This window comes from Curtobacterium sp. KBS0715 (genome assembly GCF_005938005.2).
In the GTDB taxonomy this organism is placed as follows: Bacteria; Actinomycetota; Actinomycetes; order Actinomycetales; family Microbacteriaceae; genus Curtobacterium; species Curtobacterium flaccumfaciens.
The window spans coordinates 2,556,305-2,579,010 of the sequence record NZ_VCCA02000001.1 but is presented as its reverse complement, the minus strand read 5'-3'; the positions used below and the strand labels follow the sequence as shown (position 1 = coordinate 2,579,010).

General features: G+C 71.0%; 18 protein-coding genes and 1 tRNA gene. 17 read left to right on the top strand and 2 right to left on the bottom strand.

Annotated features, from left to right (window positions below):
• Positions 1-32: 32 nt before the first annotated feature.
• From dinB to FFG40_RS12325, 6 genes are all read left to right on the top strand, one after another.
• Positions 33-1,277, top strand: coding sequence for a DNA polymerase IV (gene dinB / locus FFG40_RS12350; RefSeq protein WP_027465653.1), 1,245 nt, complete (start codon positions 33-35; stop codon positions 1,275-1,277).
• A gap of 236 nt (positions 1,278-1,513) precedes the next feature.
• Positions 1,514-3,304: a DEAD/DEAH box helicase gene (locus FFG40_RS12345; protein ID WP_138804002.1), complete on the top strand. Its 1,791-nt coding sequence runs from the start codon at positions 1,514-1,516 to the stop codon at positions 3,302-3,304.
• A 7-nt stretch (positions 3,305-3,311) separates the two neighbouring features.
• Entirely contained in the window at positions 3,312-3,521 is a 210-nt protein-coding gene (locus tag FFG40_RS12340) for a hypothetical protein (RefSeq protein ID WP_017887301.1), read from the top strand.
• 32 nt (positions 3,522-3,553) lie between these two features.
• Positions 3,554-4,882 carry an NAD(P)/FAD-dependent oxidoreductase gene (locus FFG40_RS12335; RefSeq protein ID WP_138803533.1) on the top strand — a complete coding sequence of 443 codons (1,329 nt, stop codon included), beginning with the start codon at positions 3,554-3,556 and terminating at the stop codon, positions 4,880-4,882.
• A gap of 156 nt (positions 4,883-5,038) precedes the next feature.
• Positions 5,039-6,178: a zinc-dependent alcohol dehydrogenase gene (locus FFG40_RS12330; RefSeq protein WP_138803532.1), complete on the top strand. Its 1,140-nt coding sequence runs from the start codon at positions 5,039-5,041 to the stop codon at positions 6,176-6,178.
• 11 nt (positions 6,179-6,189) lie between these two features.
• Positions 6,190-6,774 carry a hypothetical protein gene (locus tag FFG40_RS12325; protein ID WP_138803531.1) on the top strand — a complete coding sequence of 195 codons (585 nt, stop codon included), beginning with the start codon at positions 6,190-6,192 and terminating at the stop codon, positions 6,772-6,774.
• A 418-nt stretch (positions 6,775-7,192) separates the two neighbouring features.
• Here the strand turns inward: FFG40_RS12325 and FFG40_RS12320 are convergent.
• Positions 7,193-7,278: transfer RNA gene (locus FFG40_RS12320), tRNA-Leu, on the bottom strand.
• Positions 7,279-7,439: 161 nt separating this feature from the next.
• Here FFG40_RS12320 and FFG40_RS12315 point away from each other — a divergent pair.
• From FFG40_RS12315 to mshC, 3 genes are all read left to right on the top strand, one after another.
• Entirely contained in the window at positions 7,440-8,768 is a 1,329-nt protein-coding gene (locus FFG40_RS12315; RefSeq protein ID WP_138803530.1) for a M20/M25/M40 family metallo-hydrolase, read from the top strand.
• Between the two features lie 62 nt (positions 8,769-8,830).
• The gene (locus tag FFG40_RS12310; RefSeq protein WP_111055572.1) at positions 8,831-9,661 is read left to right on the top strand and encodes an undecaprenyl-diphosphate phosphatase; all 831 of its coding nucleotides are present in this window, start codon (positions 8,831-8,833) and stop codon (positions 9,659-9,661) included.
• On the top strand, positions 9,658-10,902 hold the full coding sequence (gene mshC / locus FFG40_RS12305; protein ID WP_138803529.1) for a cysteine--1-D-myo-inosityl 2-amino-2-deoxy-alpha-D-glucopyranoside ligase: 1,245 nt from the start codon (positions 9,658-9,660) through the stop codon (positions 10,900-10,902). The genes FFG40_RS12310 and mshC overlap by 4 nt, the downstream gene beginning before the upstream one ends.
• A gap of 229 nt (positions 10,903-11,131) precedes the next feature.
• Here mshC and FFG40_RS12300 read toward each other — a convergent pair whose 3' ends face one another.
• A complete protein-coding gene (locus FFG40_RS12300; RefSeq protein WP_027465645.1) occupies positions 11,132-12,055 on the bottom strand; it encodes a proteasome assembly chaperone family protein in 924 nt (307 codons plus the stop codon).
• A gap of 147 nt (positions 12,056-12,202) precedes the next feature.
• On the opposite strand from FFG40_RS12300, the gene FFG40_RS12295 reads away from it, so the two are divergent.
• The 8 genes from FFG40_RS12295 to lnt all read left to right on the top strand — a co-directional run bounded on the left by FFG40_RS12295 (position 12,203) and on the right by lnt (position 22,637).
• A complete protein-coding gene (locus FFG40_RS12295) occupies positions 12,203-12,952 on the top strand; it encodes an HAD family phosphatase (RefSeq protein WP_260678869.1) in 750 nt (249 codons plus the stop codon).
• Positions 12,949-14,085, top strand: a complete 1,137-nt coding sequence (locus FFG40_RS12290) for a tRNA (adenine-N1)-methyltransferase (RefSeq protein ID WP_138803366.1) — start codon at positions 12,949-12,951, stop codon at positions 14,083-14,085. Before FFG40_RS12295 ends, FFG40_RS12290 begins: the two co-directional genes overlap by 4 nt.
• A gap of 42 nt (positions 14,086-14,127) precedes the next feature.
• Complete coding sequence (locus tag FFG40_RS12285; protein WP_138803365.1) at positions 14,128-15,048, top strand: FKBP-type peptidyl-prolyl cis-trans isomerase; 921 nt, start codon at positions 14,128-14,130, stop codon at positions 15,046-15,048.
• Between the two features lie 71 nt (positions 15,049-15,119).
• Positions 15,120-16,172, top strand: a complete 1,053-nt coding sequence (locus FFG40_RS12280; protein ID WP_138803364.1) for a YafY family protein — start codon at positions 15,120-15,122, stop codon at positions 16,170-16,172.
• Positions 16,165-17,136 (top strand): YafY family protein, encoded by a 972-nt coding sequence (locus tag FFG40_RS12275; RefSeq protein ID WP_027465640.1) that lies wholly within the window; start codon positions 16,165-16,167, stop codon positions 17,134-17,136. The genes FFG40_RS12280 and FFG40_RS12275 overlap by 8 nt, the downstream gene beginning before the upstream one ends.
• A 709-nt stretch (positions 17,137-17,845) precedes the next feature.
• Positions 17,846-18,598, top strand: a complete 753-nt coding sequence (gene tatC, locus FFG40_RS12270) for a twin-arginine translocase subunit TatC (protein WP_138803527.1) — start codon at positions 17,846-17,848, stop codon at positions 18,596-18,598.
• The gene (locus tag FFG40_RS12265; RefSeq protein WP_071244709.1) at positions 18,595-21,033 is read left to right on the top strand and encodes an RNA helicase; all 2,439 of its coding nucleotides are present in this window, start codon (positions 18,595-18,597) and stop codon (positions 21,031-21,033) included. The genes tatC and FFG40_RS12265 overlap by 4 nt, the downstream gene beginning before the upstream one ends.
• Positions 21,034-21,044: 11 nt before the next feature.
• Positions 21,045-22,637, top strand: a complete 1,593-nt coding sequence (lnt, locus tag FFG40_RS12260; RefSeq protein WP_260678868.1) for an apolipoprotein N-acyltransferase — start codon at positions 21,045-21,047, stop codon at positions 22,635-22,637.
• The last annotated feature ends 69 nt before the right edge of the window (positions 22,638-22,706 follow it).

Genomic DNA, 22,706 nt, shown 5'->3' with positions numbered 1-22,706 from the left:
GCGATGTCGGCGGCGCCTGGCATCATCTCGGTGTGAGCAAGCAGGACGGACGGAACCGCCTCGTCTCCGACGCACCGGTGGACGACGTCTCGGCGACCGTGCTGCACGTCGACATGGACGCCTTCTTCGCCTCCGTCGAACTGCTCGACCGCCCCGACCTCGTGGGCCTGCCGGTCATCGTCGGGCACGACTCCGACCGCTCCGTCGTCACCGCCGCCACCTACGAAGCCCGTCGCTACGGCGTCAACTCGGCGATGCCGATGGCCGTCGCCAAGCGCCGCTGCCCGAACGCCGTCATCGTCGAACCGCACTTCGAGAAGTACCGGGCGCAGTCCGCCGCGGTGATGGCGATCTTCGACCGGTTCACCCCGCGGGTCGAGCGCCTCGGCATCGACGAGGCGTTCCTCGACGTCGCCGGCGCCCTCCGGCTGTACGGCACCCCGTGGCAGATCGGTCAGGCCATCCGCCGCACGGTCCTCGCCGAGACCGGTCTGCACTGCTCCGTCGGCGCGGCGTCGACCAAGTTCGTCGCGAAGCTCGCCTCCAGCCGGTCGAAGCCCGACGGCCTGCTCGTGGTCCCCGCCGCCGACACCGTGGCGTTCCTGCACCCGCAGCCGGTGTCCGCGCTCTGGGGCGTCGGCGGCAAGACGCAGGAGACGCTCGAACGCCGGGGCATCCGCACGGTCGGCGACCTGGCGAACACCCCGCTCGGGTCGCTGGTGTCGGCACTCGGCCCGGCCGGCGGGCAGCGGCTGCACGACCTGTCCTGGGGTCGGGACCCCCGCGTGGTCGACACCGGCGTCGGCGAGAAGTCGATCGGGCACGAGGTCACGTTCGGCCGCGACCTGACCGAGCGCGACGACGTCGCCCGCGAACTCCTGCGCCTGGCCGACAAGGTCGCCGTCCGCCTGCGCCAGGCCGACGTGCAGGCCCGGACCGTGGCACTCAAGGTCCGCTACACCGACTTCACCACCCTGACCCGGTCGCGCACCCTGGCGGAGCCCACCGACGTCGCCAAGCGCCTGCACCGCGAAGCCGTCGAGCTGTACGACGTGCTGCACCGTCCGGGCAACCAGATCCGGCTGATCGGGGTGCGTGGCGAGAACCTCGTGCCCGCGGCCGCGAGCAACGCCCTGTGGGACGACGACGCGCCGTGGCGTGACACCGAGACCACGGTCGACGCGGTCGCCGCACGCTTCGGCGCCGGCGTGCTGCGACCGGCATCCCTGGTCCGCCGGACCCCTGACGGCGGCGTCCCGCACGCTCGGCAGGACTGACGGTGGCGGTAGAATCGGGTTCAGTGAGCGCAGCGGAGTACGAAGACCAGCAGCCCGCCACGCTGTGGGCGGAGTCGGGTGACGACCAGTCCGGCGCAGGCGGATCGTCGTCGACGCACGACGGCAGCCAGGCACATCAGACCCCGGCACACCAAACCCCGGCACACCAAACCCCGGCACACGAGACGGCGCAGGCGCAGGGTGACGCGGCCCGTGACGAAGCCGACGCCGCAGCCCTGGCCGAAGCGGCCGGCAACTCGGCCGTCCAGCACCTGTCGCCGGCGTTCCCGGACCGGGCCGCCTGGGGCACGGCGTCGAAGCTCCGTGCCTGGCAGATCGAAGCGCTCACGAAGTACTTCGAGAAGGAACCCCGCGACTTCCTCACGGCCGCGACCCCCGGCGCCGGCAAGACCACCTTCGCGCTGCGGCTGGCGACCGAGCTCCTCGCCCGCGGCACCGTCGACCGCATCGTCGTCGTGGCCCCGACCGAGCACCTGAAGCGCCAGTGGGCCGACTCCGCCGACCGTGTCGGCATCCGGATCGACCCGATGTTCAAGAACGGCGACGGCATGTTCGGCCGGCACTACCAGGGCGTCGCGATCACGTACGCCCAGGTCGGCATGAACCCCGAGGTGCACAAGCGCATCACCGAGGGCGGCCGCACCCTGGTCGTCCTCGACGAGGTCCACCACGGTGGCGACGCCCTGACGTGGGGCGACGGCATCAGAGAGGCGTTCTCCGGCGCGACCCGCCGACTCTCGCTGTCGGGGACCCCGTTCCGGTCCGACACCGCACCGATCCCGTTCGTGCAGTACGCCCCCGACGAGCAGGGCATCCGCACCTCGATCTCCGACTACAACTACGGCTACGGTCGAGCCCTGAAGGACGGCGTCGTCCGCCCGGTGCTGTTCATGGCCTACGCCGGACAGATGCGCTGGAAGACCCGGATGGGCGACGAGATGTCGGCCTCCCTGGGTGAGCAGGTCACGAAGGACATCACGGCCCAGGCCTGGCGCACCGCGCTGTCACCCGAGGGCGAGTGGATGCCGGCCGTGCTCTCCGCCGCCGACAAGCGCCTGACCGAGGTCCGTCGCGGTGTGCCCGACGCCGGCGGTCTGGTCATCGCCACCGACACCACCACGGCACGCGCCTACGCCCGGATCCTGCAGCAGATCACGGGGGAGCGTCCCACCGTGGTGCTGTCCGACGAGGCCGCCGGGTCGAGCCGCATCAGCGCGTTCGCCGAGGACACCTCGCGCTGGATGGTGGCCGTCCGCATGGTCTCCGAGGGCGTCGACGTCCCACGGCTCTGCGTCGGCGTGTACGCCACGAGCGCGAGCACGCCGCTGTTCTTCGCCCAGGTGATCGGACGTTTCGTGCGTGCCCGTCGTCGCGGTGAGACCGCGAGCGTCTTCCTGCCGAGCGTCCCCGGCCTGATGGCCCTCGCCGCCACCCTCGAGCTCGAGCGCGACCACGCCCTCGACCGCCCGAAGGACGCCGACGACGGCATGTACAACCCCGAAGACGCGATGGTCGCCGAGGCCAACAAGGAAGACCGTGCGTCCGAGAGCCTGCTCGAGGTCCAGCCGTTCGAGGCGCTCGACTCGCAGGCGTCGTTCGACCGCGTCCTCTACGACGGCGGTGAGTTCGGCACCGGCGGCGAGGTCGGTTCCCTCGAGGAGCTCGACTTCATCGGCATCCCCGGGCTGCTCGAACCCGACCAGGTGCGCGACCTCCTGCGCGCCCGGCAGGCCACCCAGGCCAAGCGCTCCAAGGGCCGCACGGCCAAGGACGGCATGCCCAGGGCGCCCGAGCCCGACCGCCCGATGTACATGACGATCAAGGAGCAGCGCACCGAGCTCGCCCGGCTCGTGTCGATCTGGTCCCGGCACTCGAACGAACCGCACGGTGCGATCCACGCCGAACTCCGGCGGATCAGCGGTGGCCCGGCCGTGGCGCAGGCGAGCATCGAGCAGATCCAGAAGCGCATCGACATCCTGCGCTCCCGCATCGGCGGACGACGGTGACCGCGGCGTGATCGAGCCGGTCGACGACCGAACCTGGTACGTCAAGCGCGATCCCGAGGCATCACCCGAGGCGATCATCGACCGCTTCGGCGGCGGCTACCGATTGCGCCGCTTCTCGCTCACCGAGTCCCGCCGCACCCCGCACGGGGTGTTCACGGGGCCCGAACTGGCCGAGACCGCGTGGTGGCGGCTCCGCGACAGGCCGCGGAACTCATGACGCGCCAAGCCAAAGTCCGGTAGACCGGAGGAATGGCAGACTCGATCCCTCACGTCCTCGTCCTCGGCGGCGGCTCCGCTGGCTACACCACGGTCAAGCAGCTCCAGAAGCACGCGGCCACGGTGCCCATGCGCATCACGCTCGTGGACCAGAACACCTACTACACGTACCTGCCGTTCCTGCCCGAGGTCGCCGGTGGCCACATCGCGCCGAAGGACGTCACCGTCGAGCTGCGCCGTGCACTGCGCAAGACCCGCGTGATCCAGGGCAAGGTCACCGCGATCTCCTCGGCCGACAAGACCGTCTCGATCGCGACCGCCGGCGGCGACGACCGCACCCTCGGCTACGACCACCTCGTCGTCGCCCTCGGTTCCGTCACCCGCACCTTCCCGACCCCCGGGCTCGAGGAGTACGGCGTCGGCTTCAAGAGCGTCGAAGAGGCCGCCTACGTGCGCGCCAAGCTCCTCGACAACATCGCGAAGGCCGCCGCCACCCGCGACGAGGACGAGCGTCGCCGTCTGCTGACCAGCGTCTTCGTCGGCGGTGGCTACACCGGCGTCGAGGCGATCGGAGAGCTGTTCGACGTGTCGCAGGCCGCCATCAAGACCTACCCGTCGCTCGCCGGCGAGCAGCCCCGCTGGGTGCTCATCGACGCCCTCGACCGCGTCGCGCCCGAGGTCGGCCCGGAGCTGTCCAAGTGGACGCTCGAGTCGCTCCGTGCACGGGGCATCGACGTCCGCCTGAAGACCACCATGCCGAGCGCTGAAGGCGGTGTCGTCAAGTTCTCCGACGGCGACGAGTTCGCCACCGGTCTGCTCGTCTGGACCGCGGGCGTCAAGCCGAACCCGCTCCTCGACGCCTCCGACCTGCCGCGCGGGCCGAAGGGCCACCTCGCCGCGAACGCGAAGCTCCAGGTCGAGGCCGAGGACACCCACCAGGTCGTCGACGGCGTCTGGGGTCTCGGTGACGTCGCGCAGGTGCCCGACCTGACCGCCGACAAGCAGCCGGCGTTCTACCCGCCGAACGCGCAGAACGCCGTGCGTCAGGCCGTGGTCGCCGCCGACAACATCGTCGCGACGATCACCGGCAAGCCGCTCGAGGAGTACCGCCACCCCTCCATCGGCACCGTCGCGTCGTACGGTGTCGGCAAGGGTGCCGCGAACATCAAGGGCATCAAGATGACCAACCTGCTCGCGTGGCTCGCGCACCGCGCGTACCACGTGTACGCGATGCCGACCCTGAACCGGAAGGCCCGCATCATCATCGGCTGGATCACCGGTGCCGTGTCGGGTCGCGACGCGACCTCGCTCATCAAGGAAACGGACCCGCGACGCAACTTCGTCGAGGCGTCGAAGAGCTAGACGCACCCACAGATCGGACGGGAGGCGCGGTGCCAGCTGGCACCGCGCCTCCCGTCCGTCTGTGCGGACGCCCACCGCCTGTCCGCGATCTGCGGTCCTGTGTCCGCTCCAACGTGGCGCGCGCCAGCGTGGACGCGACGAACGAGAGGAGCGTCCATGCGCGCCATGACGTACCGCGGCCCCTACCGGGTCCGCGTCGAGGAGAAGCCGGATCCCCGGATCGAGCACCCGAACGACGCGATCGTCCGGGTGGAACGGGCGGCGATCTGCGGGTCGGACCTGCACCTGTACCACGGCATGATGCCCGACACCCGCGTCGGGCACACGTTCGGCCACGAGTTCATCGGGGTCGTCGAGCAGATCGGCTCGTCCGTCGAGACCCTGTCGGTCGGGGACCGCGTGATGGTCCCGTTCAACATCTTCTGCGGGACGTGCTGGTTCTGTGCCCGCGGACTCTTCGCGAACTGCCACAACGTGAACCCGAACGCGACCGCGGTCGGCGGGATCTACGGGTACTCGCACACCACCGGCGGGTACGACGGCGGGCAGGCGGAGCGCGTGCGGGTGCCGTTCGCCGACGTCGGACCGCAGGTGATCCCGGACTGGCTCGACGACGAGGACGCCCTCCTCATGACCGACGCACTGAGCACCGGGTACTTCGGGGCGCAGCTGGCGTCGATCCGCGAGGGCGACACCGTCGTGGTGCTCGGTGCGGGGCCGGTCGGACTGTTCTCCGCGGCGTCGGCGTGGTTCATGGGAGCCGGCCGGGTGATCGTCGTCGACCAGCTCGAGTACCGGCTCGAGAAGGCCCGGAGCTTCGCACACGCCGAGACGATCAACTTCGCCGAGGTGGACGACGTCGTGCTCGAGATGAAGAAGCAGACCGACTTCCTGGGGGCGGACAGCGTGATCGACGCCGTCGGAGCCGAGGCGGACGGCAACTTCACCCAGCAGGTCACCGCCTCGAAGCTCAAGCTGCAGGGCGGGTCCCCGACGGCGCTCAACTGGGCGATCGACGGCGTCCGCAAGGGCGGCACGGTCTCGGCGGTCGGTGCGTACGGGCCGATCCCGAGCGCGGTGAAGTTCGGTGACGCGATGAACAAGGGCGTCACGATCCACACGAACCAGGCGCACGTGAAGCGCCAGTGGCCGCGGTTGCTCGAGCACATCCAGGCCGGGCACTTCAAGCCCAGCGACATCATCACGCACCGCATCCCCCTCGAGCACATCGCCGAGGGCTACCACCTGTTCTCGTCCAAGCTCGACGGTTGCATCAAGACCGTCGTCGTGCCGTGAGGAGGCCCGACATGTCCGACCACACCCCGTACATCGCCGATCCGCCCCGACGGGTGCCGTCCGCCGAGGAGCTCCGTGCCCGCATCCCGGGGTGGGGGAGCGACCTCGCCCCGGCGGACCGGCCGTCCGTGCCGAAGCTCTCCCGCGAGGCCGGTTCGGCCACCGGAGCCCACTGGGACCTCCCGCCGCAGCAGGACGGTGCGCACGGCCGGGAGCGCTCGATCGAGCACGCCCACGTGACGCCGGTGTTCGGCACCGCGCAGCCCCTGCACGGCGTCGCCGGGATCGTCCGGCGGTACGCCTACCGGCGGTTCAGCGAGGGGCGCCTGGCGCACTGGATGCTGCTCGTCGTCGGGGACCGCCTGGACGTCGCGACGCACCGGGTGACCGATGCCCTCCGGGGCCGGCCGGACCGGCTGATCAGCGAGACCGGCGTCGCGGCGGAGCGTGGGCACCACCCCGTTGCGTCGCGCCTGGGGTCGAGTCGGTCGGACTGGCGGCACCAGGTGCTCGACCCGGTGGTCGCGAACTGGGGCTGGCTCGCGGCGCTCGGTGCCGTGGTGCTGGTGGTGCGGCGGGTGCGCCGCTCGCGCTGACCGCGCAGGCCGCCGCGTTTGCACCCTGGTGCGGCGTTGCCCACTCGGTGCGACCTTGTTCCGTCACACGGAGTGCGCAACGTCGCACCGGTCCGTGACGTGCGCACGTTCCGGCCTGGAGGCGCGTTGCGGCCCCGCCCCGCGCCTCCAGTCCGCACGTCCCGCGTCCACCGCCCCCACCTGCCCCCGGTCTCGCCGCCCCGAGCGCAGCAGGGCGGCGGCGTCAATGGCCCTGAGCGATGCGAAGTGGCGCGGAGATCGCCCTGAGCGCAGCGAGGTGGCGCGGAGATCGCCCTGAGCGCAGCGAAGTGGCGCCCCAGAGGCGGTGACGCCCTGAGCGCAGCGATGGCGGCACTCGCCGGGAAGACACAACAGAAAATGCCCCCCGACCGAAAGGTCAGGGGGCACGCATTTCCTGTGTCCGAGAGGGGACTTGAACCCCTACGCCCTAATACGGGCACTAGCACCTCAAGCTAGCGCGTCTACCAATTCCGCCACCCGGACAGGGTGTCTGGTGTCTGTTTCCCGGTTTGAACCCGGCGTTCCTGCCGAGAGAAGACACTAGCACGGGTCTGAACGCGCGATGAACACGGTCGCGCATCCCGGGCGAGTCCTGTGTGTCCGGCCTCGGCGACGGGGTCGGTGCTGACCGATACCGTGGAGCCATGACGAACCCGGAGCCCTCCGAGCCGCAGTCCGTGCCCGAGCTCGAGGCCACCGCGGCGATCGCCCGCGACCTCATCCGCATCGACACGACGAACTGGGGCGAGGGGAAGTCCCGTGGGGAGACCGAGGCGGCCCACTACGTCGAGGACAAGCTCCGCGCGCTGGGTCTCGAGCCGCAGTTGTTCGAGTCCGAGCCGGACCGGGTGAGCGTCGTGGCACGGGTGCCCGGCCGGAACCGTGGCAAGCCGGCGCTCGTGGTGCACGGGCACCTCGACGTCGTGCCGGCCGACCCGGCGAACTGGTCGGTCGACCCGTTCGGCGGTGTGGTCAAGGACGGATCGCTGTGGGGTCGGGGTGCCGTCGACATGAAGAACATGGACGCGATGATGCTCACGTCGCTGGCCGACGTCATCGAGCAGCACGGTGCGCCGGAGCGTGACCTGGTGATCGCGTACTTCGCCGACGAAGAGGCCGGGGGAGTCCTGGGGTCCCACCACGTGGTCGACCAGCACCGCGAGGTCTTCGCGGGGGCGTCGGCGGCGATCAGCGAGGTCGGCGGGTACTCGATCACGCTCGGTGACCGTCGCGCCTACCTGTTGCAGACCGGCGAGAAGGCGCTCATGTGGGTGAAGCTGATCGCGCGCGGCACCGCCGCCCACGGCTCGCACGTGATCCGCGACAACGCCGTGACGAAGCTCGCGGCGGCGGTCGCCCGGATCGGCAGCGAGGAGTGGCCCGTCCGGCTCTCGGCCACGACGGACGCGATGGTCGCCGAGGTGGCGCGGTTCCTCGGGGTCGACCCGACGGTGACCGGCCCGGACGAGGTCGCCCTGGCCACCGGCTCGGCGTCGCGGTTCATCCACGCCGCGCTGCACACCACGTCGAACCCGACGGTGGTGACCGCCGGCTACAAGCACAACGTGATCCCGGACACCGCCGAGGCCCTGGTGGACATCCGCTGCCTGCCGGGTGACGAGGAGTCCGTGCTCGAACGGGTGCGGGAGCTCGCCGGACCCGACGTCGAGGTGGTCATGTCGTTCCGCGACATCGGCCTCGAGCAGGACTTCGGCGGCCCGCTGGTCGATGCCGTCCGCGACGTCCTCGGCCGGCACGACCCGGGCGCACCGGTCCTGCCGTACCTGCTGTCCGGCGGCACCGACAACAAGGCGCTCTCGACGCTCGGCATCGCGGGGTACGGGTTCGTGCCGCTGCAGCTGCCGGCCGGTGTCGACTTCCCCGCGATGTTCCACGGCGTGGACGAGCGGGTGCCGCTCGACTCGCTGGCGTTCGGCCGGCGGGTGCTGGGCGACCTGCTCGCCACGTACTGATATTGTTCATGGTCGCCGTCGTGGCGGTGCCCTGACCGACCTCCCCCTGAAAGGCCCGTGCGATGCACATCCTCGAGGCGATCTTCCTCGGCTTCGTCCAGGGGCTCACCGAGTTCCTGCCGGTGTCCTCCAGCGCGCACCTGCGCATCGTGGGGCTCTTCCTGCCCGACGCGAAGGACCCCGGTGCGGCCTTCACCGCCGTGACGCAGCTCGGCACCGAGACCGCGGTGCTCATCTACTTCTGGAAGGACATCACCCGGATCATCGGGCGGTGGTTCCGGTCGGTGGTCAAGCGTGACGTGCCGAAGGGCGACCCCGACGTCCGCCTCGGCTGGCTGGTGATCCTCGGCACGATCCCGATCGGGATCGCCGGGCTCCTGCTCAAGGACTCGATCGAGACCACGTTCCGGTCCCTCTGGATCGTCGCGATCGTCCTCATCGTGTTCGGTGTCGTGCTCGGGGTGCTCGACCGGGTCGGCCGCAAGGAGCGGCGCATCGAGCAGATGACGTTCCGCGGTGGTCTGCTCATCGGTCTCGCGCAGATGCTCGCCCTGGTACCCGGTGTGTCCCGTTCCGGTGCGACCGTGTCGATGGGTCTCGCCCTCGGGTACACCCGACCCGCCGCTGCGCGCTTCGCGTTCCTGCTGGCGATCCCGGCGGTGTTCCTGTCCGGGTTCTACGAGGCCGCGACGAGCCTCGGCGACCACGGTTCGCCGTTCGGACTCGCCGACACGCTCATCGCCACCGTCGTCGCGTTCGTGGTCGGGTTCGTCGTGATCGCGGCGTTCATGAACTACATCAGCAAGCGCAGCTTCATGCCCTTCGTCGTCTACCGGATCGCACTCGGTATCGTGCTCATCGTGTTGTTGTCGCTCGGAGTGATCCAGCCGTGAGGGCCTGGCAGGCCCCATCCGTCCCCGACGTCCCCGGCGCCGCGCCCCGACCGGTCGTCCACGACACCGCAACGGGCAAGCCGGTGGACCCCGCCCGCGATGAGGACCGCGCTGCGCTGTACGTCTGCGGCATCACGCCGTACGACGCCACGCACCTCGGCCACGCGGCGACCTACCTGGCGTTCGACACGCTCGGCCGCGCCTGGCGTGACGCGGGGCTCGACGTCGAGTACGCGCAGAACGTCACCGACGTGGACGACCCGCTGCTGGAGCGTGCAGCCCGCGACGGCGTCGACTGGCGTGCCCTGGCGGCTGAGCAGGTCGACCTGTTCCGCCGCGACATGGAGTCACTGCGGATCCTGCCGCCGGACGACTTCGTGGCCGTCACCGACGAGGTCGAGCGCGTCGCCGAGGCGGTCTCGTTCCTGCAGGAGTCCGGCTACGCGTACGAGGTCCCGACGGACGGCGCCGAGGGCGACGACCTGTACTTCGACGTGAACCGACCCGCCGACGCGTGGACCCTCGGTGACGAGAGCGGCCTGGACCGCGAGACGATGCTCGCCCTCGCTGCCGAACGCGGCGGCGACCCGGAACGTCCGGGCAAGCGGGATTCGCTCGACCCGCTGCTGTGGCGCGCCGCGCGCGACGGCGAACCGGCCTGGGACACCGAGATCGGCCCCGGTCGCCCCGGCTGGCACATCGAGTGCAGCGTCATCGCCGGTGACCGTCTCGGGCTGCCGATCAGCGTGCAGGGCGGCGGGAGCGACCTGGTCTTCCCGCACCACGAGATGAGCGCCGGGCACGCTGCCGCCCTCGCGCACCAGCCCCTCGCGAACGCGTTCGTGCACACCGGGATGATCGCCTACCAGGGCACGAAGATCTCGAAGTCGCTCGGCAACCTCGTCACCGTGCGCGGGCTGCTCGACGACGGTGCCGACCCCCGGGCCATCCGGCTCGCACTGCTGTCGCACAAGTACTCCGACGACTGGGAGTGGTTCGACACCGAGCTGACGAGTGCCCAGACCCGGCTCGCCGGCTGGGACGCCTGGGCCTCGGGAGCCTCCGCAGGGCACGCCGACGACGCAGCGGACGTCGCGGCACGCATCCGCGCGCGGGTCTCCGACGACCTCGACACCCCTGGTGCCGTGGCCGCGGTCGACACCGCGATCGCGGGCGGTACAGCGTGCACGGCGGAGCTCCTCGACCTGATCGACGCGCTGCTCGGCATCCGCCTGGCCTGACCTCGGCGCACCGGCCGTCGAGCCGGTGCTGCGACCGTCCGCGGAGTGGTTGTGACACGTCGCGTGCGTGCCGCCGAGGGGTCAGGAACTGTCGTCCGGGCGGGCCGCAACCGACAGTTCGTGACCACTCGCCGGAGGTGAGCGGGGTGTTGTGACCGCACGCCCCGCTGACGGACGGGAGGCGCGGTGCCAGCTGGCACCGCGCCTCCCGTCCGTCAGCGGGTGACGACTACTGCTGGGGCCGCCACGGCCCCTCGCCACCGGCGGTGCCGCCGTCCTTGCCGTCCTTGCGCTCACGGCGACGGAGGTACTGCTCGAACTCCTGCGCGATGGCGTCGCCCGAGGCCTCGGGGGAGTCGACCGTGTCGCGCGCCTGCTCGAGCTGCCCGATGTAGGACGCCATGTCCTCGTCGTCGGCGGCGAGGGCGTCGATGCCCTCTTCCCACTCGGTGGCGTCGTCGAGCAGCGACCCGCGCGGCACCGTGACGTCCGTGAGCTCCTCGATCTTGTCGAGCAGCGAGAGCGTGGCCTTCGGCGAGGGGGAGTTGTGCACGTAGTGCGGCACCGAGGCCCACAGGGACAGCGTGGTCAGCCCGGCCTTGTCCATCGCGTCGGCGAGGACCCCGAGGATGCCGGTCGGGCCCTCGTACGAGGACTTGTCGACGTCGAACGCGGCACGGACCCCGGCGTTCTCGCTCGACACGAAGACCGAGATCGGTCGGGTGTGCGGGACGTCGGCGAGCATGGCGCCGACGAAGACGACGGCGTCGATCGAGTAGACGTCCGCCAGGTCGATGATCTCCGAGCAGAAGCCCCGCCAGGTGCGCGAAGGTTCCGGGCCGACGAGGACGAAGACGTCACGGTCGGTGGGGGAGCCGGTGGCGCCGATGACCGGACGCCCCTCGGCACCGGGGCCGTGCAGCACGATCCGGGGCCACTGCACGCCGCGGTCGCCGTTGTCGTCGGTGCCGACGGTGGGCCGGTTGAACTGGTAGTCGACGTACCGCTCACCGTCGAGTTCGCGCAGCTCGTCGAGTCCGAGCGACTCGACGATGCGACGCGCCAGACCGCTCGCGGCCTCGCCGGCGTCGTTCCAGCCCTCGAAGGCGACGACGAGCAAACGACCGTCGCTGAAGGGGGAGTGCTGTGGCACGGAGCGGACCTCCTGGTGGTGGAGCGGAGCGGGGCGGGGGCGATGCCCCCGGCCGGACACGATTCAGGCATCCACTGTAGGCCCAGGGGGTGTCGGCGCACGCGCGCGTCCGCGCCCAGCGGAACGGCCCCGGTAGACTCGTCGCCCGTGACCGCGCATCCTCCTGCCCTCGTCCCGCCCGCAGCCGTGCTGTGGGACATGGACGGCACGATCATCGACACCGAGCCGATCTGGCAGCGGTCCCAGGTCGACCTGACGAACCGCTACGGCGCCGAGTGGACCCACGAGGACGGACTGTCCCTGGTGGGCAGCGGTCTCGAGCGCTCCGGTGAGCTCCTGCGCGCCAAGGGCGTCGACATGGAGGTCGAGGAGATCATCCAGTGGATGACCGACTACGTGATGGAGCACCTGCGCGCCGGTGAACTGCCGTGGCGGCCGGGTGCCCGTGAGCTCGTCGAGGAGCTCCACGCCCGCGGCATCCCGACGGCCCTGGTCACGATGTCCCGTCGCAAGATGGCGCTCGTCGCCGCCGAGGCCCTGGGTGAGCGCGGCTTCCGCGTCGTCGTGGCCGGCGACGACGTCGACCGCCCGAAGCCGTTCCCGGACGCGTACCTGTCCGCCGCCGCGCAGCTCGGCGTCGAGCCCACCGCGTGCGTCGCGATCGAGGACTCCGCCACCGGCGTCGCGTCGGCCGTCGCCTCGGGCGCCGTCACGGTCGCCGTCGAGCACATGGTCCCGCTGTCCGAGATCGCCGGCGGCGACGTGCACCTGACCACCCTGGCGGGGGTCGACGTCGACCGGCTGGTCGAGTTGACGACGCCGGCACTGGCCGCACGGGCTGGAGGCGCGGTGCCGGACCCGGCGCACGCTGCGGACACCGAAGGGGTCACCCGATGAGCCACACCGACGACGCACGCGACGAGGCGGACGCGAGCAGCGCCTCCAGTCCGACCGCGGACCCGACCGCAGCGCTCCCGCACACCGCGGGCGGCGCACCGCACACGCCACCGCGCGGCCCGTTCCGGGCCGGCGACCGCGTGCAGCTGACCGGTCCGAAGGGCAAGCTCACCACGCTGTCGCTCGAGACCGCGGGTGAGTACCACACGCACCGCGGGGTGCTCCGGCACGACGACGTCATCGGGCAGCCCGACGGGTCGGTCATCCGGGCGAGCACCGGGGACGAGTACCTCGCACTCCGCCCGCTGCTCAACGACTACGTGATGTCGATGCCGCGTGGCGCCGCGATCGTCTACCCGAAGGACGCGGCGCAGATCGTGGCCTTCGCGGACGTCTTCCCCGGGGCCCGCGTGGTCGAGGCCGGCGTCGGCTCGGGGGCGCTGTCGCTGTTCCTGCTCCGCGCGATCGGCCCGACCGGGCAGCTGCAGTCGTTCGAGCGCCGCGAGGAGTTCGCGGCGATCGCGAAGGGCAACGTCGGCACCTTCCTCGGCGCCGTCCCGGACAACTGGTCCGTCACCGTCGGTGACCTGGTCGAGTCGCTGCCCGACGCGACCGAGCCGCAGAGCGTCGACCGCGTCGTGCTCGACATGCTCGCGCCGTGGGAGTGCGTGGACGCCGCGGCCGACGCCCTCGTGCCCGGCGGACTCATCGTCTGCTACGTCGCGACCGTCACGCAGCTGTCCCGCACGGCCGAGGCCCTCCGCGACACCGGACGCTTCACCGACCCGATGCCGAGCGAGACCCTGGTGCGCACCTGGCACGTCGAGGGCCTCGCCGTCCGCCCGGACCACCGCATGGTCGGGCACACCGGGTTCCTCATCACGGCACGACGTCTGGCCGACGGGACGGTGCTGCCGAACCTGAAGCGCCGCGCGGGCAAGGCGGAGTTCTCGGACGAGGACATCGAGGCCTGGACCCCCGGCGCCGTGGGCGAGCGGGCGACGAGCGACAAGAAGCTCCGCAAGGTGGCACGGCAGTCGGCGGCGCAGGCGCGCAAGGTCGCGGCGGCCGAGGCGTCGTCGGCGGTGGATGGTGCTGCGGCGCCGTCCGGGGCCGTCGAGGGCGAACGGTAGGCTGAGGGCGTGCCCGTCCTGCATCGAACGGAAAGAGGGTCCGTGCGCACCATCCCCGCACTCCTGGTCACCATCGGTCTCGCGGTGTCGCTCACCGCCTGCGCCTCGAACGGTGCCGGCACCACGCCCTCGAGTTGTGCCGCTCCCGGCGCCGCGTCCGAAGCGGTGACCGCCACCGGCAAGTTCGGCTCGGAGCCGAAGGTCAACGTGCCGAAGGGCCTGACCACCAAGGGCACGCAGGTGTCCGTGCTGAAGCAGGGCAGCGGTCGCACGATCGACGACGGCACCCCCGTCCTGGTCGAGTACACCCTGGTCGACGGCTCCACGGGCGAGGTCGCCCAGACGAGCGGCTACTCGGGCCAGACGGCACCGATCACCGCCGGTGCGAGCAACTACGGGGCCCTCGGTGCCTCGCTGCAGTGCGCCCGCGTCGGCGACCGCCTGGCGGTGGCCCTGCCGAAGAGCGCCCTGAGCAGCACCAGCGGCACCGGTGCCAGTTCCTCATCGAAGAAGACCGAGGACGCCGTGATCGCCGTGATCGACGTCAAGCGCGCGTTCGACGCCCGCGCCACCGGCACCCCGCAGCTCGCCGGCGACAAGATGCCGGCCGTGGTGCTCGCACCGTCCGGCGCCCCCGGCATCACGATCCCGTCGTGGAGCGCCCCGAAGTCGAACGAGACGCACCTGCTCCGCAAGGGCGACGGGCGCGAGCTCACCGCGAAGGACACCGCGGTCATCAAGTACACCGCCGTCACCTGGGGTGCCGACCCGTCCGTCGCCGGCTCCAGCTGGACCGACGGTTCCGGTGCGCAGGCCATCCCGCTCACCAAGGGCCAGGTCGACGAGGGCGTCCGGACCGCGATCGTCGGGCACCACGTCGGCGACCAGGTCCTGGCCATCGTCAACCAGCAGGGGACCGCGTACGCGTACGTGATCGACGTCCTCGGGGCGATCTCGAACTGACCCCGTCCGACCGTCCACGGACCGCGGCGCGGGTGCACTCCGGTGCACCCGCGCTGCCGTAGGATCGGCTCGTGCCAGCGACCCGTGTGCCCCGTGTGCCCGCCGAGGAGCGGCTGTTCAGCCTCGTGCTCGCGCTGCTCTCGACGGAGTCCGGGCTGACCAAGGCCGAGATCCTGGCCAACGTGCAGGGGTACCGGCAGCGGTTCTCGACCGGTGGCGACAACGCCTCGCTCGAGCGCCAGTTCGAACGCGACAAGGACGACGTCCGCGAGCTCGGCATCCCCCTCGAGACCATCGAGACCCCGGGTGCCGCGGGCAACAACCAGACGCTCCGGTACCGGATCCCGAAGGGCGAGTACGACCTGCCCGTCGACGTCCGCTTCAGCCCGGACGAATCCGCGTTGCTCTCCCTGGCCGCGATGGCCTGGCGCGAAGGAGCACTGTCCGCCGACTCCCGCCGCGGTCTGCTGAAGGTCCGCTCGGCCGGTGCCGAGGACGACGACGGTGCGCTGCAGCTCGGGGTCGACGCGTACGCCCCGCGCCTCCGCGCCCGTGATGCCTCGTTCGAGCCGCTCCGTTCCGCGCTCGACCGCGGTGCAGCCGTGCGCTTCGACTACATCACGCCGGGGCAGCACGACGCCCGTCGGCGCGACGTGGCTCCACTCGCCCTGGTGCAGCACGGCGGTCGGTGGATGCTCGCCGCCCACGAGTTCGCGACGGACTCGGACAAGAACTACCTCCTGGCCCGCATCGTCGGACCCGTCACCCAGTACGAGGTCGGGCAGCACACCGCTCCCGTCGGCGCGGGAGAGCGCACCCTCGCTGAGCTCGAGCGGATCTGGGCCGAGCGCACCGCGCGCATCGCCGTGACGCCGGGTTCCGACGCCGAACGCCGACTGACCCGTCGCCGCGACACCGAGACCGACGCCGACGGCGCGCTCGTGCTGCACCACGTCGACCCGCAGATCCTCGCCGAGGAACTCGCCGCCTTCGGGCCCGAGGTCCGGGTGCTCGAGCCCGACGACCTGCGGGCACGGGTCGACGAGCGCCTCCGTGCACTCGTGCGCGACCACACCGATGACGATCGTGCCGCAGCCCCCGGAGAGGACCCCGTTCGTGGCTGATGCCCAACCCCTGCAGGCGCAGGACAAGCTCGCGTTCCTGCTCGCCCTGGTGCCGTACCTGATCGACCGCGAGCGGGTCTCGGTGGCCGAGGCCGCACGGCACTTCGGTGTGCCCGAGGCACGCATCCGGCGCGCCGTCGAACTCATCGCGGTGTCCGGGGTGCCCGGCGAGACGATGCAGTACCAGCACGGCGACCTGTTCGACATCGCGTGGGACGACTTCGACCAGAACGACATGATCGTGCTGACCAACCTGGTGGCGATCGACGACTCACCGCGCCTGTCGGCTCGTGAAGCGTCGGCGCTCATCGCCGGCCTGCAGTACCTGTCCGCGCTGCCCGAGGCCGCCGACCGTGACGCCATCCGCGCCCTCATGGCCAAGCTGTCCCGCGGTGCCGGGGGAGCGGCGTCGACCGTCGCCGTCGGGCAGGACCTGCACGACGTCGCCCTCGCCACCATCCGCCGGGCGATGTCCGACGGCCGCGGCCTGGTCTTCGAGTACGCCGGACCGCGGACCCAGGGCGGCACCCGACGGGTCGATCCGCTCCGGGTCGAGTCCATCGACACCGACTGGTACCTGCGCGCGTGGGACCTCGACCGGCAGGCGCTCCGGACGTTCCGGCTCGACCGGATGTCGGAGGCCCGTGTCGACGACCGCCCGGCCGAGAAGACCATCGACCAGGTCGTGATCCCGGACACGCTGTTCCAGCAGGCCGCCGACGACGTCATCGTCACGGTGGAACTCGACTCGACGTCGCTGCCCCTGGTCGCCGACTTCCTGTCCGACACCGCCGACGCGCCCGATGGTGAGGGTCGTGTGCGCATCCGGCTCGCGGCGTCGCACGGGTTCGACGGCGTGGTCAGGCTCGTCGCCGGGTTGCCCGGTCGTGCCGTGGTGCTCGATCCGCCCGCGGCCCGTGACGCCGTGCGCGACTTCGCGGCCGCGGCCCTCGCCGCGGGCTGAGGTCTGCCGCTGCGGCCTGTTCGAGCGCTGCACGTTCCGACCAGGTACGCCCGATCATGCACGGTGGACTTCGTGCACCTGGTCGTTCGGGGCGTCCCTGGTGTGTTGCTCTGACCAGGTACGCCCGATCTCGCCGGGTATGCCCGATCTCGCCGGGTATGCCCGATCTCGCACGGGACGCCCGATCTTGCTAGGTATGCCTGATCCCGCACGGTTGACCTCCGGTACCTGGTCGTTCCGGGCGTACCTGGTGTGTTGATCCGACCAGGTATGCCCGATCTCGCCAGGTACGCCCGATCTCGCCGGGTACGCCCGATTCCGCCGGGTACGCCCGACCTCGCATGGTGCACTTCGGGTACCTGGTGATTCCGGGCGTCCCTGGTGTGTTGCTCCGACCACGTATGCCCGATCAAGCCAGGTATGCCCGATCCCGCCTGGTACGCCCGATCTCGCACGGTGGACTTCGGGTACCTGGTCGTTCCGGGCGTACCTGGTGTGTTGATCCGACCCGGTATGCCCGATCTCGCCAGGTATGCCCGATCTCGCCAGGTACTCCCGCGCCGGCCCGCCCCGCCCACTCGCCACGCGACCGCGCCGACCCCCGGCGGACTGTCGGTCCCGACCCCGTAAGATCGAGCACATGGCTTCGACGACCGCGCGCGGGCGAGCGAAGCGGCAGGGGCGCCAGAAGACCGACGCCGAAGGCCGCATGTCGCTCGGGCAGCACCTCATCGAGCTGCGCAACCGGCTCTTCCGCGCAGTCGTGGCGATCGTCGTCGGTGCGATCGGCGGCTGGTTCCTCACCCCGTGGGTGCTCGACTCGCTGCGGGCACCGGTGACCGAGCTCGCCAAGGTCGGCGGACACACGGCCGAGCTGAACTTCCCGATGATCACCGGGGCGTTCGACCTCAAGCTGCAGATCGCGATCACCATCGGCATCGTCATCGCCAGCCCCGTCTGGCTCTACCAGATCTGGGCGTTCATCGTCCCCGCGCTCGTCCGGCGCGAGCGGCAGTACGTCTGGGGCTTCCTCGGCACCGCGATCCCGCTGTTCTTCGCCGGGTGCTACTTCGGGTGGTACATCCTGCCGCACGTGGTCGGCATCCTCGGCAGCTTCGTGTCGAGCCAGGACACCTCGATCGTCGATGCGAAGGCGTACTACGACTTCGTCATCAAGCTCATCGTCGCGGTGGGCATCGCCTTCGTGCTGCCGGTCTTCCTCGTGCTGCTGAACTTCGTCGGCGTGCTGTCGGCGTCCGCGATCATCAAGAGCTGGCGCGTCGCGATCCTCTGCATCCTGGTGTTCTGCGCCATCGTCACCCCGAGCGCCGACGTCATCTCGATGTTCCTGCTCGCCGTCCCGATGGTGGTGCTCTACATCGCGGCCTGCTTCATCGCGTGGCTCCACGACCGCCGTGTGGCCAAGCGCCAGGCGAAGCTCGACGAGGAGTACGGCCTGTGAGCGGCACGAGTGCGGCCGAGCGGTTCGCCGCGGCCAAGGTGCGCAACCGGTCGCGCAACCTCGAGCTCTTCCGGACGGACCTGCGGTTCGACCTCGACCCGTTCCAGTTCGCCGCATGCGACTCGCTCGACCAGGGCCGCAGCGTCCTGGTCGCTGCCCCGACCGGCGCCGGCAAGACCATCGTGGCCGAGTTCGCCATCTGGCTCGCCATGCGCCAGCCGACGGCGAAGGTCTTCTACACGACGCCGATGAAGGCGCTCAGCAACCAGAAGTACGCCGAGCTCGTCGACGTCTACGGTGAGTCCGAGGTCGGGCTGCTCACCGGTGACACGAACGTGAACCCCCGAGCCCGCGTCGTCGTGATGACGACCGAGGTGCTCCGGAACATGATCTACGCCGACTCGGACCTGCTCGACGACCTCGCCTGGGTGGTCCTCGACGAGGTGCACTACCTCGCCGACCGGTTCCGCGGGGCCGTGTGGGAAGAGGTCATCCTGCACCTCCCGACCGAGGTCCGCCTGGTCTCGCTCAGCGCGACGGTGTCCAACGCCGAGGAGTTCGGCGACTGGCTGCAGACCGTCCGCGGCGACACGGACGTCATCGTCTCCGAAGACCGCCCGGTGCCGCTCGAGCAGCACGTCCTGGTCGGTTCGAAGATGGTCGACCTGTTCGACTCGAGCGGTGCCGCGGCGACGAACCGCGTGAACCCGGAACTGCTCCGCATGGTCGGCGGCGGTTCCCGGAGCGAGCGGAACGGTGGCGGCCACCGCGGTCGGCGCGGTCGTGGTGGCTACCCCGAGCGTCGCGGGCCCCGCACCGAGAAGGTGCACCGCGAACAGATCGCGCACATGCTCGACGAGCGGATGCTCCTGCCCGCGATCTTCTTCGTGTTCAGCCGCAACGGCTGCGACCAGGGTGTCCGAAACGTCCTGCGCTCGGGTTTGTCCCTTACGACGGTGCAGGAGCGCAACGAGATCCGCGAGACGGCGGAGTACCACTGCCGCACCCTGCTCGACGAAGACCTGGCCGTCCTCGGCTACTGGGAGTGGCTCGAAGGGCTCGAGCGCGGGGTCGCGGCGCACCACGCCGGCCTGCTCCCCGCCTTCAAGGAGGTCGTCGAGAACCTCTTCCAGCGCAAGCTCCTCAAGGTCGTGTTCGCCACCGAGACCCTGGCACTCGGCGTGAACATGCCGGCGCGCACCGTCGTGCTCGAGAAGCTCGAGAAGTTCAACGGCGAAGCCCGTGTGCCGATCACCCCGGGGGAGTACACGCAGCTCACCGGTCGTGCCGGTCGTCGTGGCATCGACGTCGAGGGGCACTCGGTCATCCAGTGGACCGACGGGCTCGACCCGCAGGCCGTCGCGTCGCTGGCCAGCCGGCGCACGTACCCGCTCAACTCGTCGTTCAAGCCGACCTACAACATGGCCGTCAACCTGATCGACCAGTTCGGCCGGCAGCGCACGCGCGAGGTCCTCGAGACGTCGTTCGCCCAGTTCCAGGCCGACCGGTCGGTGGTCGACCTCGCCCGCAAGGTCCGCTCGCAGCAGGAGTCCCTCGACGGCTACCGCGAGGCGATGCAGTGCCACCTCGGCGACTTCACCGAGTACTCGGCGCTCCGCCGTGAACTCTCCGACCTCGAGCGCACGAACGTGCCCGGCGGTCGCGAGGCGTCGCACGGCGCCCGCCAGGAACGCCAGGCCGCGATCACGGCGGTCCGCCGCCAGCTGCAGCGCCACCCCTGCCACGCCTGCCCGGAGCGCGAGGCGCACGCCCGCTGGTCCGAGCGCTGGTGGAAGCTCAAGCGCGCCAACGACAAGCTCGTCCAGCAGATCCGGTCCCGCACGGGCGCCGTCGCCACGACGTTCGACCGTGTCACCGAGGTGCTGCTCGAGCTCGGTTACCTGGTGGACGCCGGCAACGGCGAAGCCACGGTGGCCGCGGGGGGCCGTCGCCTGCAGCGCATCTACGGCGACCGCGACCTGCTCGTCGCCGAGTGCCTCGAGGCGGGGGTCTGGAAGGACCTCACCCCGGCACAGCTCGCCGCCATGGCCGCGACGATCATCTACCAGCCCCGCCGCGAGGACGCACCAGGCACGGAGCACGCCCTGCCCCGCGGTGCGTTCCGCCCCGCGCTCGACGAGACACTGACCATCTGGTCGCGCCTCGACGACATCGAGCGTGCCGCGCGTCTGGCCGGTTCACAGCCGCCGACCCCGGCGATGGCGGTCGGCATGTTCCGCTGGGCCTCGGGCTCGGCCCTCGACGACGTCCTCCGCACCCTCGACCTGCCGGCCGGCGACTTCGTGCGCTGGTCGAAGCAGGTCATCGACCTGCTCGACCAGATCCGGAACGCCGGCGACGACGAGCTCGCCCAGACCGCCCGACGGGCGACGGACGCGGTTCGCCGCGGCATCGTCGCCTACGCGGCGGTCTGACTGGAGGCACGGTGCGGGTTCCGGAGACCGGTGTGCGCGGGCTGCCCGCGCGCGTCGGCCGCGGGGCGGTCAGGACCGGCCCGTTCGCCGCGTTGCCGCTCGGTACCGCGGTGCCGTTGGCCGTCATCGGTGGGATCCTCTTCGCCCTCGCGTTCCCGTCGCCCGGGTGGTGGTTCCTCGCCTACCCGGCACTCGCCTGCATGCTGCTCGCGGTGATGGGGCAGCGGGCGCGGCGCGCGGCGTGGATCGGCTACCTCGCCGGCGCGGCGTTCTGGATCCCGGCCATCTCGTGGGCCGGTCGTTACCTGGGCCCGGTCCCGTGGTTCGCACTCGCCCTGCTCGAAGCCGCGTTCTTCGCACTCGGCAGCGTCGCCATCGCCCTGGCGTACCGCTGGGTCGCGCGCGTGGTGCCCTCGACCGCCGGACGCGTGTGGGGCCTCCCGGCCGTCGTCGCCGCACTCTGGACCGGACGCGAGTGGTTCTCGGGGAGCTGGCCGTACGGTGGCTTCGCCTGGGGGCGCGTCGGCCTGTCGCAGTCGCAGGGGCCGTTCACACACCTGGCCGCGTACGTCGGCGTCCTCGGCCTGACGTTCGTCGTCGTGTACTGCGTCGCGGTCGTGGTGTCGCTCGCGCTCGTGGCGCCCCGTGTGCCGGGCGTCACGCTCCGGCTGCCCGTGCGGGTGGCCACGGCGGGTCTGCTGGTCGCGGCAGTCCTGGCCGTGCCCGCGTGGCCGACGGCGACGAGCGGCACGATCCGGGTCGAGGCGGTGCAGGGCAACGGTCCTGCGGGGTACTTCGACCGTGCGGAGCCCGGCGACGTCCTGGCCGCGCAGGTCGCGGCGACGGACGTGGATGCGAAGGGGGTCGACCTCGTCGTGTGGCCCGAGGCCGGTGCGGAGTACGACCCGCGTCAGCAGCCGGTCATCGCGTCCGCCCTCGACTCGGTGGTGGGGTCGCTCGACGCCCCGATCGTGGCGGGTGCCATCACGCAGACCCCGTCGGGGGTGCTGCACAACACGTCGTTCGTGTGGACCGCCGACGGCTGGCAGTCGTCCTACGACAAGAAGCGCCCGGTGCCGTTCGGTGAGTACGTGCCCGACCGCTGGTTCTTCTCCAAGCTCGCGCCGTCCCTGATCGGACTGCTGCAGCGCGACTACACGCCGGGGACGAAGCCGAACGTCCTGTCGGTGGCGGGGATCCGTGCCGGTATCTCGATCTGCTTCGACATCGTCGACGACGGGCTGACCGCCGACATGGTGCGCGGGGGAGCGCAGGTGATCCTCGCGCAGACGAACAACGCCGACTTCTCGGGCACCGACGAGAACCTGCAGCAGCTCGAGATCGCACGGATGCGGGCCATCGAGACCGGTCGGTCGCTCGTGAACATCTCGACCGTCGGAGCGTCGCAGGTCATCGACCCGAGCGGTCGCACGATCGACCGGGTACCGGAGTACACCGCGACCTCGATGGTGACCGATGTGCCGCTCGGCACGTCCACCACCCCCGCGTCGATCCTTTCCGGCTCGATCACGCTCCTGCTCTCCCTCGGCGGACTCCTCGTGCTCCTCGCCTGCGCGCCCTGGGGTCGTCGAACCCGCTCCTGATCGGACTCGCCGCGCCCAGCCACTGGGAACGGACTGTGAATGCGCCGGTACGGGATTGATGGGGCGTGG